This window comes from Meiothermus sp. CFH 77666, assembly GCF_017497985.1.
Taxonomy (GTDB): Bacteria; Deinococcota; Deinococci; order Deinococcales; family Thermaceae; genus Meiothermus.
The window spans coordinates 46,818-61,883 of sequence record NZ_JAGDFV010000002.1 but is presented as its reverse complement, the minus strand read 5'-3'; the positions used below and the strand labels follow the sequence as shown (position 1 = coordinate 61,883).

General features: G+C 61.9%; 11 protein-coding genes and 1 riboswitch. Of the genes, 4 read left to right on the top strand and 7 right to left on the bottom strand.

Annotation, left to right across the window (positions count from 1 at the left end; all coding sequences use genetic code 11):
* Positions 1–93 precede the first annotated feature (93 nt).
* The 4 genes from J3L12_RS01825 to J3L12_RS01810 all read right to left on the bottom strand — a co-directional run bounded on the left by J3L12_RS01825 (position 94) and on the right by J3L12_RS01810 (position 5,097).
* Positions 94–1,272, bottom strand: coding sequence for a zinc-binding dehydrogenase (locus J3L12_RS01825; RefSeq protein WP_208013422.1), 1,179 nt, complete (start codon positions 1,270–1,272; stop codon positions 94–96).
* Positions 1,273–1,377: 105 nt separating this feature from the next.
* Entirely contained in the window at positions 1,378–2,253 is an 876-nt protein-coding gene (gene metF, locus J3L12_RS01820; RefSeq protein ID WP_208013339.1) for a methylenetetrahydrofolate reductase [NAD(P)H], read from the bottom strand.
* The gene (locus tag J3L12_RS01815; RefSeq protein WP_208013338.1) at positions 2,243–3,511 is read right to left on the bottom strand and encodes an aminotransferase class I/II-fold pyridoxal phosphate-dependent enzyme; all 1,269 of its coding nucleotides are present in this window, start codon (positions 3,509–3,511) and stop codon (positions 2,243–2,245) included. The genes metF and J3L12_RS01815 overlap by 11 nt, the downstream gene beginning before the upstream one ends.
* Before the next feature lie 44 nt (positions 3,512–3,555).
* Positions 3,556–3,705: riboswitch (SAM riboswitch) on the bottom strand.
* A gap of 414 nt (positions 3,706–4,119) precedes the next feature.
* Positions 4,120–5,097: a bifunctional oligoribonuclease/PAP phosphatase NrnA gene (locus J3L12_RS01810; protein ID WP_208013337.1), complete on the bottom strand. Its 978-nt coding sequence runs from the start codon at positions 5,095–5,097 to the stop codon at positions 4,120–4,122.
* Between the two features lie 122 nt (positions 5,098–5,219).
* Here J3L12_RS01810 and aroA point away from each other — a divergent pair, with 122 nt between their 5' ends.
* The 4 genes from aroA to J3L12_RS01790 all read left to right on the top strand — a co-directional run bounded on the left by aroA (position 5,220) and on the right by J3L12_RS01790 (position 9,987).
* Positions 5,220–6,500 carry a 3-phosphoshikimate 1-carboxyvinyltransferase gene (aroA, locus tag J3L12_RS01805; RefSeq protein ID WP_208013336.1) on the top strand — a complete coding sequence of 427 codons (1,281 nt, stop codon included), beginning with the start codon at positions 5,220–5,222 and terminating at the stop codon, positions 6,498–6,500.
* A gap of 194 nt (positions 6,501–6,694) precedes the next feature.
* Entirely contained in the window at positions 6,695–7,318 is a 624-nt protein-coding gene (gene cmk, locus J3L12_RS01800; protein ID WP_208013335.1) for a (d)CMP kinase, read from the top strand.
* 398 nt (positions 7,319–7,716) lie between these two features.
* Positions 7,717–9,606, top strand: a complete 1,890-nt coding sequence (locus J3L12_RS01795; RefSeq protein WP_208013334.1) for a S8 family serine peptidase — start codon at positions 7,717–7,719, stop codon at positions 9,604–9,606.
* Positions 9,607–9,615: 9 nt separating this feature from the next.
* Positions 9,616–9,987 (top strand): hypothetical protein, encoded by a 372-nt coding sequence (locus J3L12_RS01790; RefSeq protein ID WP_208013333.1) that lies wholly within the window; start codon positions 9,616–9,618, stop codon positions 9,985–9,987.
* A gap of 60 nt (positions 9,988–10,047) precedes the next feature.
* Here J3L12_RS01790 and J3L12_RS01785 read toward each other — a convergent pair whose 3' ends face one another.
* The 3 genes from J3L12_RS01785 to J3L12_RS01775 all read right to left on the bottom strand — a co-directional run bounded on the left by J3L12_RS01785 (position 10,048) and on the right by J3L12_RS01775 (position 14,989).
* On the bottom strand, positions 10,048–11,361 hold the full coding sequence (locus tag J3L12_RS01785) for a 2-oxo acid dehydrogenase subunit E2 (protein ID WP_208013332.1): 1,314 nt from the start codon (positions 11,359–11,361) through the stop codon (positions 10,048–10,050).
* A 77-nt stretch (positions 11,362–11,438) separates the two neighbouring features.
* Positions 11,439–14,159, bottom strand: coding sequence for a pyruvate dehydrogenase (acetyl-transferring), homodimeric type (aceE, locus tag J3L12_RS01780; protein WP_243454822.1), 2,721 nt, complete (start codon positions 14,157–14,159; stop codon positions 11,439–11,441).
* Positions 14,160–14,449: 290 nt separating this feature from the next.
* Positions 14,450–14,989 carry a Uma2 family endonuclease gene (locus J3L12_RS01775; protein ID WP_243454821.1) on the bottom strand — a complete coding sequence of 180 codons (540 nt, stop codon included), beginning with the start codon at positions 14,987–14,989 and terminating at the stop codon, positions 14,450–14,452.
* Between the last annotated feature and the right edge of the window lie 77 nt (positions 14,990–15,066).

The window sequence follows — 15,066 nt, the reverse complement described above, 5'->3', positions numbered from 1 at the left end:
GGATTCCGAAAGGGCCCGCAACCAGCGATAAGCGCTCTGCTACTTGGCTATCAGCTATCAGCTATCAGCTATCGACCATGCACTATCAGCCCTCTAGGGCTTGAACACCACCTTGATGCCCCGCCGTGTAACCGCGGTTCTGATGGCCTCGGGCCAGGCTTCCAGGCCAAACTGATGGGTCACCATGGTTTCGATACCGTTTAGCTCGGGTAGCAGCTTCACGGTCTGGGCAAAGTCGTCCCAGCTATAGGCGTAGCTCCCAAAGAGCCCAATCTCGCGGAACCAGTAGGGCGAAAAATCGTGGAGGGCGGTAGCGGGGGCTCCCAGCAGCAAGACCCGCCCCCCCTCGAGCACCGCCCAGCTGGCCTCCTGCAAGCCTCCAGGAGAGCCGGAAGCCTCCACCACCCCCTCGAAGCCACCCCGCCAGGAGTTTGCTTTCAGAATACCCCTGTAACGCCGGGCCCCCATTGCTTGCTGGGCAGCCTGGGTAGAGGGGAAAATCTGGTTGGCGCCAAACACCCTGGCCAGCTCGGCCTGGCGGTGGTGGCGGGCTACAGCGTACAAAGGCCCCTCGAAGCCCAGCACCCTGAGCATTTTGATGGCCAGGAGCCCAATGGTTCCTGCCCCAATGACCAGAATCTGCGCTGGCCAGTCCATGCTGTCGGCAGACCCGTACAAACCCTCCGGGTTTGGCCGGAGCCCCGTCGGTAGCCTGCCCTTCCCCCAGGCTTGCCGCAACCCGTGCAAGACCACCGCCGCAGGTTCGGTCAGCACGGCGCGTTCATCGGGCACCTGTTCGTCTATGGGAAAGATGCGCTCGCGGTGGGCCACCATGCGCTGGGCCCAGCCACCCCCCAGGCTACGGCAAAAGCCAATCATGCCGGGCGCAAAATTGCCTTCGGCCACGCTAGCGCACAGGTGATCGTCGCCTCTAGTACAGGCCGGACAGTCGGGCAGGCCGCGCTCGAGGCACGAGAGCACCGGATTGACCGCCACCCGCACCCCCCCCAGCTCGGCCAGAATTTCGTGTCCCAGCACGGCTGGAAAAGAGAACATCCCCGAGAGGGTGGGCGCTTGTTTGCCGTAGAGCAGGGCCAGGTCGCTCCCACAGATGCCCGCCAGCCGCACCTTCAAGCGCTCAAAGCCCGGAGGACGTTCAGGCTCGGGCAGGATGGCCAGTTGAAGGGACAGCGCCCTGGGGGGATAGCGTTTGCCCAGCAGCTTGGCGGCCACATAACGCGGTATGGAGGGCGTGAAAAGCAAACCGCGCATGAGCACCTGGGAACCAGCACCCTGGCGGGTCAGGCTTTGGGCAGGGGCTGCTACCGTGGTTTGCATTCCCCTCCATTTTGCCCCGAAATGTGCCCTGGGAAAAGATCATCGCAAAACCGTTTGCAGATTCTGCATCACCCTCCGGGTGGCGGGCGATTTGTTGAGGGTGTAGAGGTGAATCCCCGGAACCCCCGCTTCCAGCAGTTCCTGGGCCTGGCGGGTGGTGTGTTCGACGCCAATTTCCAGCACCTCCTCGGGGGTCTGGGCTTTCTCCAATCGGGAGAGCAGCGGCCCCGGAATACTGGCCCCACACATGTCCATAAAGCGGCGAATCTGGGCCAGGTCGGTTATGGGCATCAGGCCCGGCACAATCGGCACCTCGATACCAACCCGGCGCGCGCGTTCGACAAAACCAAAGTACAGGGCATTGTTGAAAAAGAGCTGGGTCACCACGAAGTCCAGCCCGGCATCCACTTTGCGCTTCAGGTTTTGCAGGTCGGCCTCGAGGCTCACCGCCTCCGGGTGTCCTTCGGGGTAGCCTCCTCCCGCCACGGCAAAGGTAGCGCCGAACTCAGAACGAATCAGCTCAACCAGCTCGGAGGCATAGCGAAACCCCCCGGCCACCGGCTGGAATTCCCGCACACCTTTGGGTGGGTCGCCCCGCAAGGCCATGATGTTCTTCACCCCCACCTGGGCGTACTGGTGCAGCACCGAAAGCAACTCTTCGCGGGTACTGCCCACACAGGTCAGGTGGGCCATGGCCAGCAAGCCCACCTCGTTCTGGATGCGGGCCGCCCACTGAGCGGTCTTGCTTCGCTCGCTGCCCCCAGCGCCATAGGTGATGGACACAAACGCAGGTTTGAGGGGCTTCAACTCGTGCAGGGTGCGAAAGAGCGCAACCTCCCCCTGCGGCGTTTTGGGTGGAAAAAACTCAAAGGAGATGACGGGTTTGGCGCTTTGCAGCAGGGTGCTAATCTTCATGGCTTACCCATTCCACTGCTTGCAAGCCCTCGGCAAGCATTTGCTGGATGTCGTGCGGGCTTTCCAACCCCACCGATAGGCGGATCATCTCCGGCCTGACCCCCGCTGCCAGACGGGCAGGCTCGGCAATTCGGGAATGGGTGGTTGTCCAGGGGTGCACCGCCAGGGTACGGGCATCGCCCACGTTGGGGGCCTGGATGATTCGCAGATGGGCCAGAAAACGGCTGGTTCCTTCTATCCCCCCCCGAATTCCAAAGGTCAGGATGCTACCAAACCCACCCCGCAGATACTGGGCCGCCCTGGGGTAGGCAGGGTCGGAGGGGAGGCCCGGATAGCGCACCCAGGCCACCTGGGGCTGGGACTCGAGCCACCGGGCAAGGGTCAGGGCGTTTTGACAAGCCCGCTCGATGCGCAGCTCGAGGGTCTCCAAACCCTGGAACAGCAGGTAGGCATTAAACGGCGAAAGTACCATACCGCCCAGCGATAGCCCCAGTTGGCGCACCCGCTCCAGAAAACATCGCGCCCCGAACTGCTCCCAGGGAATTTTGCCCTGGGCATCGGGGTTGGTGAACTGTGGGTAGTGCTGCCAGAGCGGGGTTTCCCGCGACAGCACCGCTCCCCCCAGAATCGAGCCGTGCCCGCTGGCCCACTTGGTCAGGCTGTGCACCACCACGTGCGCCCCGTGCTCGAGCGGGCGGGCCAGGGCCCCCACCGCGCCAAAGGTGTTGTCCACCACCAGGGCTACCCGGCGCTCTTCGCAAAGCCGGGCAAGCCCCTCTAGGTCTGGAAGTTGCAGCGATGGGTTCCCCAGCACTTCCACAAACACGGCCCTGGTTTGTTCATTCAAAACCGCCTGTACCGCCTCCACCTCGGGCTCCACAAAATGCACTCGAATACCCATCAGCCCAAACACCTGGTTCAAAAGCCCCACCGTGCCCCCGAACAAACCGGGGCTGGCCACAATTTCATCGCCCGAGCGCACCAGGGCCAGCAGGGTAGCAAAGCTGGCAGCTTGCCCCGAGGCCAGACACACCGCTCCGACGGCGCTTTCCAGCGCAGCCAGACGGGCCTCGAGGGCCGCTACTGTGGGGTTCTGGATGCGGGTGTAGGTGTAGCCCTGGTTGGTGGCAAATTTATAGGCTCCATCTTCCAGATCCGTAAACCCATAGGCAGCGGTGGCATAAATCGGCACCCCCACCGGGTGGTAGGGATCATGTTCGGGAAGCCCACTCAAAACAGCTAAACTGGCAAAATCCATAAACCCTCCTTCAGTGCTACTTGAAGAAGGGCACATCATCCCTTCTTCCATCTTTCCCCTGGGGTCTTTGCTGTGCCTAGCGACCACCGGGGCGGATTTGGCACCAGGCGCGGGTATTTCTCGGTAATGGGCGAGGCCACCCGCAGGTTGCCGCAGCTTCGTCGGGCCGTTCCCTCCACTGCTCTTGATAGAAGAACCACTCGCCCCAACGGGCAAGGTTCTCTGCAATGCTATGGGCTAAAAGTAGCAGCGTCAAGGCTGCCCGGAGCGCCTTGCTCCTTGACCGTGCAGTCGCCGTTTTTTGCAGTCTGTCAGCGTTTCCACCAAGAGGTGAAGGCAAAATAGAGGCCTCTTTACCAAATCCATCTGAACCTCTTGCCTTCTCCCCTGGACGGGAGAAAGTGGCGACACCCCGTCAGCGGCATGCAGGAATGACGTCAGTGAGGTCAATGGCTAGGTCTGGGGTGTCGTCGGATGAGGGGGCTTTGGAACGATTCTCAAAGATGACGATCCGGGTTTTGATATAACTCACCAGGGCAGCACTGCCCCAGTCTCCCCGGATTGCTTTGCGGCCAACGAAAACCAATTTTGGGGTCAAGCACGCAACTTCAGATGTACCCCACCCGCTTGAGTTCTGCCTCCACAGCAGCCAGCACCTGCCGGTAGGCCTCGTCCAAGGTTACCCCGCGCAGGGTAGCCCCCGCCGCAGGCACGTGGCCGCCCCCTCCCAGCTTTACCGCCACCGCCTGGGCCGAAACGCCGCCGCGGCTGCGGATGCTGAGCTTGATACCCTCCTCGCGCTCGCGCAAGAAGACTGCAATCTGGCTGCCTTCGGCATAGCGAATCATGCCCACAAAGTCGTCGGAGTCCTCTACCGTAACCTCGGAGGGCATGTGGGCCGTGACGAGCAGGCCGTTATAGTGAAACCCCACCGTGGAGAGTACCGCCCCCAGGGCCTTAAAGTAGCTAACCGGTCGCCACTGCAAGCGGTCGGTCAGCTCGGCCAAATGCACCCCATGCCCCACCAACTCGGCAGCGGTGTGGAGTACCTCGGGGGTGGTGTTGGCAAAGCGAAAGTTGCCGGTATCGGTAATGAGGCCGGTCAGCACCGGCGTGGCGATCTCGGGGTTCCAGGTCACCCCCAGCGCGTCTATCAAATCCTTGACCATCTGGGCCGTGGCGGCCTTGGAAGGGTCTACTACCGAAAGGTAGCCGAAACGGGGATTGGTGCCGTGGTGGTCAATGTTGATGACAAACCCTTCCACCGGCGCACCGGCCACCCGGCTCGGTTCGGCGGAGTCCAGCACCACCAGGGTGGCGCCTTCCGGCACATGGGTAATGGGCTCGCTGTATTCGTCTTCCTTCACCAGAAAACGCAGGTAACGCGGTGGGTCGGCAATCCAGGTCACTTTCTTGTCTAAAGCCTTGAGGGCTCGAGCCAGCCCCAGTGAAGACCCAATGGCATCGCCATCAGGATCCACGTGCGAGACGATGATGATGGGGCCCTCGAGCTCGCGCAGCGTGTCTGCAACGGTGCGAATCTTCTCCCAATAGCGCGGCTCGGGGCCGTTGAGTGCAGCATCCATAGCACCTAAACTATAACGGCTAACCGCGCTGGGAATTTGATGTTTCTGAGTTCTTGTGGGTAAGTCGCAAATTGCGAAGCGTAAGCACAGACCCCCCACAGGCTATAATCCCGGTTGGACTTATGGAACGACTCATCTCCCCTACCGCATCCCTCAAGGGTACCCTGCGCGTTCCCGGCGATAAATCGGTCACCCACCGGGGGCTGATGCTGGGCGCCCTGGCCCAGGGCGAAAGCACCCTCTACTACCCCCTCAAGGCCGGCGACACCCTCTCCACAGCCCAGGTCATGCGGCAGTTGGGGGCCGAGATTAGCGAGCAGGGCGAGCATTTTCGCATCAAAGGGGTGGGTCTCAAGCTCCACGAGCCCGCCGACGTACTGGACTGCGGCAACGCCGGAACCCTCATCCGGCTGGTGGCCGGAATTCTTTCGGGGCAGGAAATCTTCACGGTGCTCACCGGTGACGCCTCGCTGCGGCGGCGGCCCATGGGCCGGGTAACCACTCCTCTGCGGCAGATGGGGGCCCGCATTGAGGGGCGTGAGGGCGGCAAGCTGGCGCCCCTGGCCATACGCGGCGGTGGCCTGCGGGGCATCCACTACGAGCTTCCGGTGGCCAGCGCGCAGGTCAAAAGTGCGGTCTTGCTGGCTGGTCTGTTCGCCGAAGAGGACACCGAGGTGGTGGAGCCCGCCCCCACCCGCGACCATACCGAGCGGGTCTTCCGGCACTATGGCCTGCCCATCGAACTCGAGGGCCCCCTCATCCGCACCCGCCGGGCCGAGCCGTTCGCCGCCAAAGACCTGACCGTTCCGGGCGATTTCAGCAGCGCGGCCTTTTTCCTGGTGGCGGCCCTGATTACCCCCGACTCCGACCTCACCCTGGAGGGGGTGGGTCTCAACCCCACCCGCACCGGCCTGCTCACGGTGCTCAAGGAGATGGGCGCCGACCTGAGCTGGCAGGTCAGCGAAGGGCAGGACGGCGAACCGGTGGGCCGGATTCGAGCCCGTTCGTCCGCGCTCAAAGGGGTATCGGTAGACCCCAGGCTGATTCCGCTGATGGTGGACGAGGTGCCCATCCTGGCCGCCGCGGCAGCCTGGGCCGAGGGCGAGACCTTTATTCCCAACCTGGAGGAACTCCGCGTCAAGGAATCGGATCGCGTAGCGGCCATCGCTAAAAACCTGCAAAACCTGGGCGTGCCCGTCGAGGTGGGGCACGACTGGCTCAAAATTCGGGGCGGTAGCGTGCAGAGCGGCGGCATGGTGGAGCCTTTCCACGACCACCGCATCGCCATGGCCTTTGCGGTCTGCGGCCTGCCCACAGGGGTGGTGGTGAAGGAGGCCGAGTGGGCCAGCATCAGCTTTCCAAGCTTCTGGGAAGACCTGGAGCGGCTAGCGGGTAAGGTTTAGTGCAGTAGCCCCAGGAGTCTGAGCAAATGTCGAAATGTACGAGCAAACTCGAGATGTCACACCGATATGCGCTGAGGCAATCACAGGCTCGTATGTGCCGTGACCTCCCGCTTTCTGACTTGCGACCTGAGACCCAAGACATGGGGCAACTCGCCGGCTTTTTTGCAATAGCGTTCTGGCACTGCACCTAGCATATGCAAGGCATCATCACCATAGACGGCCCCTCCGCCTCGGGGAAAACCAGCGTGGCCAAGCTGGTCGCCCAGCGCCTGGGCATCCCCTACATCTCCAGCGGCCTGCTGTACCGGGCGGTGGCCCTGATGTGTTTGCTCGAGAACGTCTCCGCCGAGGAAATCGAGCAAAAGCTGGGGAAGTACCGCCTCGAGCTCAAGCCCACCCCCACCCAGAACCTGGTTTTTCTGGACGGCCACGAGGTGAGCGAGGCGTTGCACAGCCTCGAGGTAGACCAGATTGTCTCTGCCGTGGCCGTGCGCCCGGCCATCCGGCAGTACGTCAACGACGTACTACGCAGAATTCCGCCTCCGTTCGTGGTGGACGGGCGCGATATGGGCAGCACGGTTTTTCCCCAAGCCCAACACAAGTTTTATCTGACCGCCAGCCCCGAAGTGCGGGCCAGACGCCGCGTCCCCGAGCGGGATGCAGCCTTCGAGACGGTGCTGGCCGAAATCATCCGGCGCGACCAGGCCGACCACCAACAGAGCGCACCTGCCAGGGATGCCATCATCCTGGACACCAGCCACCTCGACCTCGACGGGGTGGTACGGGCGGTGCTCGAGCACATCGCCCCCTCGTCCTAGCACAACAGGGTTATACCAGCTTTACGCGGATAGTTTGGGCACTCCAAAGCCCCCTCATCAGGCAACACCCCAGATGCAGTCAATGGCGTGATAGCACTGGCGGGGTTTCGCCACCTTCTCCCGCAAGGGGTTCACATGGTTCTGGTATTACCCCTACCACCCTGCCCATCAACTGCGCAGCGACACCCCCCAAACAGCCCCGTACCCACCAGGGGTTGATTCTTAATACAACCCCATTTTTCCCGTAACACCCATAACGCCCCACCCCCGAAAGTGCCTCTGATAGGTGCTTTCCTGGATTGGCGTTACTTGCGGGGGCAAGTAACGGTTCTTTTCGCGCTTGACCTTGAGGTTTTTGCCTAGGTTGGGGTTAGCAAGAACTCTACGGAGCGAACCCTATGCATGAAAAACGCCATTCCATCCATATCTGGCTCTACCAAGCCATTGTACTTGCGCTAGTCGCGCTGCTGGCAGCCTGCGGTGGCCCAACCAGACCCACCGCCCTGCCCGCCAGCGATAACGGCTACCTGCTGACGGTGCCCATCACCGCCAGTGACACCCCCGAAGGCCTGGCCCAGCGCTACGGGGGCGAGGTGATTGCCTGGCTAGGGGAGCAGGCCATCCTGAAGCTCAGCAGCCAGGCCGCAGCCGCCCTGCAGGGGAGGGGGGTCTCGCTGCAGAACACCACCCTGCAACCCAACGCCACCGTGCGCGCCCCGGCCACCGCCCTGGGCTACAACTCCTGGGCCGGGGGGTTCAATAGCTGGGCGGGAGGCTTCAATAGCTGGGCTGGTGGCTGGAATAGCTGGGCGGGGGGTACCAGTACCATCCCCGCCCTCCCCAGCGAAAACCGCTTCCAGTTTATGCTGACCAAGGTGCCCCAGGCCCAGGCTCTGGCCCGCAGTTTTGGGCAGGGCATCAAGGTAGCGGTGCTGGACACCGGGATTGACCTGGCCCACCCCCAGTTTGTGGGTCGGCTGGCCCCTTTAGGTGAACACAACGACTTTGTAGATAGGGACGGCATTCCCCAGGAGGCCGCCGGCACCATGTACGGGCACGGCACCGGGGTGGCCAGCCTGATCCTGCAAGTGGCCCCCCGGGCCACCATCCTGCCCATCCGGGTCTTGAATGGCGATGGGGCGGGCACGGTGGCTGATGTGATCTCGGGCATCCAGCACGCCATAAATATGGACGCAAAGATTATCAATATGTCCTTGGGAACCACCGAAAACAACGCGGCGCTCAAGACTATGGTGGACGCTGCAACTGCACAGGGCAGGTACATCGTGGCTTCGGTGGGCAACACCGGCGACAGTAACATTACCTACCCCGCCGCCTGGGCCAGGAGCGGGAACGGGCAGCAATTCCTGCTAAGCGTGGGCAGCGTGAGCAGTGCTCTGACCATGTCGTTCTTTTCCTGCACAGGCACAGTGTTGGAGCTGGTGGCACCGGGTGAGGGAGTGGCAGGAGCCTATCCAGGCTTGCGCTATGCCTTCTATCGCGGTACCTCTTTTGCCACCCCACAGGTCTCCGGAGCGCTGGCACTTGCCATGACTGAGACCGCTCAGGGAAACTGGGGTACCCTCGAGTCACGTCTCTGGAGTGCAGGGAGTCCCATAAGCGATTACCGCTTTATCAATCTGGTGCGATTCTTGCAGGAGTTACCCGAAGCACCCCGCAAACAGGCTCTGTTTGTGGTGGGGAATACCAACCTGAGTGCTGGGGATGCAGCTCTTCGAACCCGCCTCGAGAGCATCGGTTATATCGTTACTGTTCGAGCTGATGCAGCCAGTATGTCTACTGATGCTATAGGCCGCGATGTGGTCGTTGTATCAGGGAGTGTAAGCCCTGGCAACGTAAGCACCAAATTCCGTGATGTGGCAACCCCTGTGGTGGTAATGCACTGGGATCTGTTCGACGAGATGCGGATGACCGGTGGCAAGGCTGGCGATCGCAACACCCAGACCGGACAGACCCAGGTCACCCTGCTTAACAATACCCACCCCCTCTCGGCAGGCCTGCCCGGAGCGAGCCTCTCTGTTTACAGCAGCGCTGACGCACTTAACTGGGGTAAGGTGGCAGCTGGAGCGGTGAGCGTAGCCAGCCTGACCTCTGACAACACCCGCTCGGTTTTGTTTGGCTACGATATTGGCACTCTTATGCAAAGCGGGCTTGCTTTACACCGCCGGGTGGGCTTCTTCCCCAGCAGCACCGGCACCACCCGCCTGACCAATATGGGAATGCATCTGCTCGAGGCCGCCGTCACCTGGGCCGTATCGGGAAACTAAGGAGCTGCCATGTTGACCGAATCCAAGAAACCCCAACTGCAGGCCATCCTGGTGATGGACTCCCGCAAGACCTCGCTGTCGGTGCGCCACCAGAACTTCACCGGGGCCTGGTCGCAACTGTACAAGGCAGGCGACTTTTACCTGGATCTGAGCCTGAAACCGAATAACCACAAAGCCTACCTGCAAGGGTACCTGGTGGCCGATCCTAGCAGGCTCGCCCAGATCCAGGGCACCACCGCCCTGCGCAACGAACAAACCCAACTGACCGCACCCCTCAGCCTGACCGGCTCGTTCCGGCTGGAGGTGCCCACAGGGGGCGCCTACCATCTGGAGATTGCCCTCCAGGATCAGGTTATCCGGCTGGAGCACATCGAAATCTAGCCCGGTGTCACCAAACCCAAACCCCCAGGTAGGTTCCAGGGGGTTCGATAATGCTATAGCTCAACCCTCAAACCCCAGCAAGAAGGGGTCTTCCAGCATCTCGGCCACAAAGCGGCAGAAGCGGGCGGCGTCGGCCCCGTCAATCAGGCGGTGGTCGTAGGAGAGCGAGAAGGGCATGATGTTGCGCGGTTCAAAAGCGGCCTTCTCGGCGTTCCACACCGGCTCTATGCTGCTACGCGAAACCCCCATAATGGCCACCTCGGGCCAGTTGACGATGGGGGTGAATCCCGTCCCCCCGATGCCGCCCAGGTTGGAAATGGTGAACGAGGCCCCCTGCATCTCCTCGGGGGTGAGTTTGCGCTCTCGAGCCTTGGCGGCAATCTCGCCCAACTCGGCAGCCAGGGCGATGACGCCCTTTTTGTCCACATCGCGCACCACCGGCACCAGCAAGCCCGTGGGGGTGTCCACTGCTACCCCAATGTGGACGTAGTCTTTGTAAATGATCTCGTTCGTGGCGGTATCGATGGAGGCGTTGAACTTGGGGAACTGCTTGAGCGCAGCGGCGGCAATCTTCAGCAAGATGGCCGTCATGGTAACCTTGGCCCCGCGTTTTTCAGCCCGGGGGGCCATCCTTTTGCGCAGGGCTTCCATCTCGGTGATGTCGGCCTTGTCGAACTGGGTCACCATCGGGATGGTGCTCCAGGCCTGGGCCATGCTGCGCACCGTAGCCCGGCGAATCCCCGACATGGCCTCACGGCGCACCGGACCAAACTTGCTGAAGTCGGGCAGCGCTGGAGCAGACGGGCTCGAGGGCTGGGGGGCAGGCGCGAGCACCGGCGCCTCACCCGAAGCAAAACGCTTTACATCGCTCTCGGAGATGCGGTAGGCGGGGCCGCTGCCCACCACCTCCAGCAGATTAACCCCCATTTCTCGAGCCAGCCGGCGCACACTCGGCGCCGCGGGGATCAGCCGGCGCTGCCCTGCCGGAGCGCCGGGCAGAGAAGCCGCGCTACGCGGGGGGGCCGGTACGCTGGGGGGTTGGGCTACTGACGGTGTACTGGCAGGCTGGGCTGCGGCAGGGGCAGGGGTCGGCGGGGGGGGCGTTGCGGGTGCAGGCTTGGGGGTTTCCGCAGATGGCGCAGTACCGCCCAGAACCGCTATCACCTGCCCGCTTTTCACCTCGTCGCCGGGTTTGACCATCACTTTAGAAACCGTGCCCCCTTCGGAAGCGGGAGCTTCCATTACGGCCTTGTCGGTTTCCAGTTCCAACACCGGCTGTCCTGCCTCTATGGTATCGCCTTCCTTGATAAGCACCCCCACCACCACAGCGGAGGTCACGTTATCGCCCAGGTCGGGTAGTTTGAGTTCGGCCATGCAATGCTCCCTTCGATCGCACCAATAGCTCATTGCGAATGGCTGTTCTATTGCTATGAGCTATCGGCCATTGGCTATCAGCGTTTGTGCGGCGCCTCCCGCTTGGGGTCAATGCCCAGTTTTTTGATGGCTTCGGTGAGGGTATTGACGTTAACCTTGCCTTCGCCGCGCAGCGCCGAAAGCGCTGCCACCACCACATGCCTGGCATCCACCTCGAAGAAGTCGCGCAGGGCCTCGCGGGTCTCGGAGCGCCCATAGCCGTCGGTGCCCAGACTGTGGATGGGGCGGTTCAGGTAGCCCGAGAGCAGGTCGGGCAGCACCTTCATGTAATCCGAGGCGGCCACAATCGGGCCTTCGGTGGGGTTCAGACACTGCGCCACATAGGGCAGCCTGGCCTTGCTGCTGGGGTTGAGACGATTGTGGCGGGCGGTTTCCTGGGCCTCGTAGTAGAGGGCTTTGTAGCTGGTCGCGCTCCAAACGTCGGCGGCAATGTTGTACTCGGCGAGCATCTCGGCAGCCTTGATAACCTCGTTCAGGATGGTGCCCGAACCCAGAAGCTGCACTCGAGCCCGGGGCTTTTTCAGCTCACTCCGTTTGAACAGGTACAGACCTTTCAAGATGCCCTGGCGGGTTTCCTCGCGTGGCTCGGGCATGGCCGGCTGGGCATAGTTCTCGTTCATCAGGGTGATGTAGTAGAAGATGTCCTCGCCATCGTGGTACATGCGCTTGAGCCCGTCTTGCAAGATCACCGCCAGCTCGTAGGCAAAAGCCGGGTCGTAGGCGGGCATGTTAGGTACCGGCAGGGCCAGTACATGCGAGTGGCCGTCCTCGTGCTGTAAACCCTCGCCGTTCAGGGTGGTACGGCCTGCCGTGGCCCCCATCAGGAAGCCCTTGGTGCGCTGGTCGCCGGCGGCCCAGACCAGGTCGCCCACCCGCTGCAAGCCGAACATCGAGTAGTAGATGTAGAAGGGAATGGTGGGTATGCCGTGGTTGGCATAAGCCGTACCGGCGGCGATAAAGCTACACATGGCCCCGGCCTCGTTGATGCCCTCCTGGAGCAACTGGCCGGTCTCGGACTCGCGGTAGACGGTCACGGTGCCGGCGTCTACCGGGGTGTAAAGCTGGCCCTTGGGCGAGTAGATGCCCACCGAGCTGATAACCCCTTCCATGCCAAAGGTGCGGGCCTCGTCGGGCACGATGGGCACGATGAGTTTGCCCACCTCCGGGTGGCGCACCAGCTTGGTGAGCATCCGCACAAAGGCCATGGTGGTGGAAATTTCCCGCCCGCCCGAGCCCGTCAGAAACTCCTCAAAAAAGGCCAGGTCGGGGGTGTTGAGCCGGTACTCGCGCACCCGCCGCTCGGGAATCAGCCCGCCCAGGGCCTTGCGACGCTCCAGCATGTAGCGCACCTCCGGCGAGTCCGGGCCGGGGTGGTAGAAGGGGGTTTTCTCGAGGTCCTCGTCCGAAATCGGAATACCCAGCGCGTCGCGAGCCTCGCGCAGGTCTTCTAAGGTGAGCTTCTTGACCTGGTGGGCCACGTTCTTGGCCTGGGCGGTGGGACCCAGGCAGTAACCCTTGACGGTGCGGGCGATGATGACCGTAGGCGAGCCCCGGTGCTCGGCTGCCGCTTTGAAGGCCGCGTAAATCTTGCGGTTATCATGCCCACCGCGCGAGAGCGTCAGGCGGTCGAGGTCCTCGTCGGTCATGCCCTCAATTAGCCTTTGCAGGGCCGGGGTGTTGAAGAACTTTTCCCGCAGTTCCTTGCCGCCGTAGGCCGCGTAGCGCTGGCTTTCGCCGTCCACCAGTTGCTCCATGCGCTCCAGCAACACCCCCTCGGTGTCCTTAGCGAACAACTCGTCCCAGGCACTGCCCCAGACCACCTTAATCACGTTCCAGCCGTTGCCGCGGTAGACGCTCTCGAGCTCCTGGATCACCTTGGAGTTGCCCCGCACCGGCCCATCGAGGCGTTGCAGGTTGGCGTTGATGACGAACACCAGGTTGTCCAGCTCTTCGGAGGCCGCTACCCGCAGAGCGCCCAGGGTTTCGACCTCGTCCTGCTCACCGTCCCCCAGGAAGGCCCAGACCTTGGCGCTGGTCTTGGGCTTGAGGCCGCGGTCTTCCAGGTAGCGCATGAAGCGGGCCTGGTAGATGGCTTGCAAAGGCCCCAGACCCATGCTGACGGTGGGAAACTCCCAGTAGTCGGGCATCAGCCAGGGGTGGGGGTAGCTGGCCAGGCCACGGCCCGGCCCGCCCAGCAGTTCGCGGCGAAACTTGCCCAGGTCGTCCTCGTTCAGGCGGCCCTCCAGGTAACTGCGGGCGTACACCCCCGGCGACATATGCCCCTGGTAGAAGACCAGGTCGCGGTCGGGGGAGTCCTGGCCCCGGAAAAAGTGGTTGAAGCCCATCTCCATCAGCTCGGCAATGCTGGCATAGGTGGAGATGTGCCCCCCGATGCCGTCGGCCTTCTTGTTGGCCTGTTGCACGATGGCGATGGTGTTCCAGCGCAGAATGTTGGCAATGCGCTGCTCGAGCTCGAGGTCGCCGGGGTAAGGTGGCTGATGCTCTACCGAGATGGTGTTCACGTAAGGGGTGTTGACCTTGTCGTGGATGACCACCCCATAGTGGTAGGCGTAGTTCTCGAGCATCTCCATGAGCTGTGCGACCCGGTCTCGGCCCGCAGTGCGCAGGATGTACTCGAGGCTCTCGCGCCACTCCTGGTTCTCGAGGTCTTCTAGTTTGATCTGCTCCTCGGCAGATAGCCCCGCACGGGCAGCAATCAGTTCGCGGTCTTCAACCATTGGGCGCTCCTTTGAGCCGATAGCCGATAGCCCATGGCCGATGGCTCTCTTCTTCACGGCCTCTGGCATTCAGCATTTGGCGACTGTTTTTTGTCATCAGCCTTACATTACAGCAGATTTTCGGGGAGCCAATCGTAAGGAAGTATGTTTTTTACAGCTTATAAAAAACTTTTACCAAATGGCAAATTTGACCGCTGCAATCTTCGTGTCCAAGGAATCAATCAGGTTTATCAGATGCCTGGCAGGCTGCCGCTATGAAGCGTTGGCAAGAGGGCCGAAAACCCTGCGGTTCAGGGAAGGGGGATAATGGCGTCACTCGGAAAGGCGGCGGGGGCCACTGCTGCGCCTTTTTGCACAGTGAACTTGGTCAGGTACTCGCCGTCCTGGGGATCGCGGTAGACCTCGGTGTGGCCGGCGTTAAGGTTGACAATCCAGACCTCGCGAACCCCGTTCTCAGCGTAGCTGGGCAGCTTTATTTCACGATCGTACTTGATGCTGCTGTCCGCAACTTCGATCACCAGAAAAGCGTCGGCAGGGGTCGGGTAGGCAGTGGTGTAGAAATCGTCTCTGGGCTTCAACAGGGCTACATCGGGCTGGGGAAGCCCCAGGTCGCCCATACGAAGGGGGTTCTGGCTGCTTACCAGGGCGCGTTCGCCAAAGACCTGCTCCAATAGCTTGACCATGCGAATAATCGTGCCCGCGTGACTCTCCCCAATCCCCATTTCGTAGACCTCTCCGTTGATCAACTCAATACGCTTGGATGGGTCGAGCAGACCGGCTCTGTCCATTGCCAGCAGCTCGTCTACCGTCCACTTTTTTAGTGTTACCATATCTATCAGGATAGCGCATTCGGGCATGACCCCGATGAAACCACTGGCGCGACCCTTGAGTTTTTCCAATGCTCAAC